The organism is Psychrobacter sp. TB20-MNA-CIBAN-0197 (assembly GCF_040309765.1).
In the GTDB taxonomy this organism is placed as follows: Bacteria; Pseudomonadota; Gammaproteobacteria; order Pseudomonadales; family Moraxellaceae; genus Psychrobacter; species Psychrobacter submarinus.
On sequence record NZ_JBEOPC010000366.1, the window covers coordinates 1 to 287 of the forward strand.

The window sequence follows — 287 nt, forward strand, 5'->3', positions numbered from 1 at the left end:
GTTTTATAATAGTTAATATAACTCGCTTCGACCGCGAAATATTTCAATATCAGATAAGCATCTTCACGTTCAGTGGCCAAGTTCATCATGAAGAAACGAACATCTAATTTTTTCACTTTTTCAAACTCTTGATTGTATAGGGAGTCTGAAATGTTTGGCTTTCCTAATAAAGCTAAAATATTTTTTTTTGGAGTCTTTCCAACTCTAACGCCATTATGCAATAGTTCGGCTAATTCGAGTTTCCTCGAATCTTTAGATAATATTGAAGAAACTCCATTGTATAAGCT

At 32.8% G+C, this 287-nt stretch carries 1 protein-coding gene; it reads right to left on the reverse strand.

Annotation, left to right across the window (positions count from 1 at the left end):
- Window positions 1-287, reverse strand: a 287-nt coding sequence (locus AAEY83_RS14060; RefSeq protein WP_351059776.1) for a hypothetical protein, incomplete at both ends; no start/stop codon positions are given.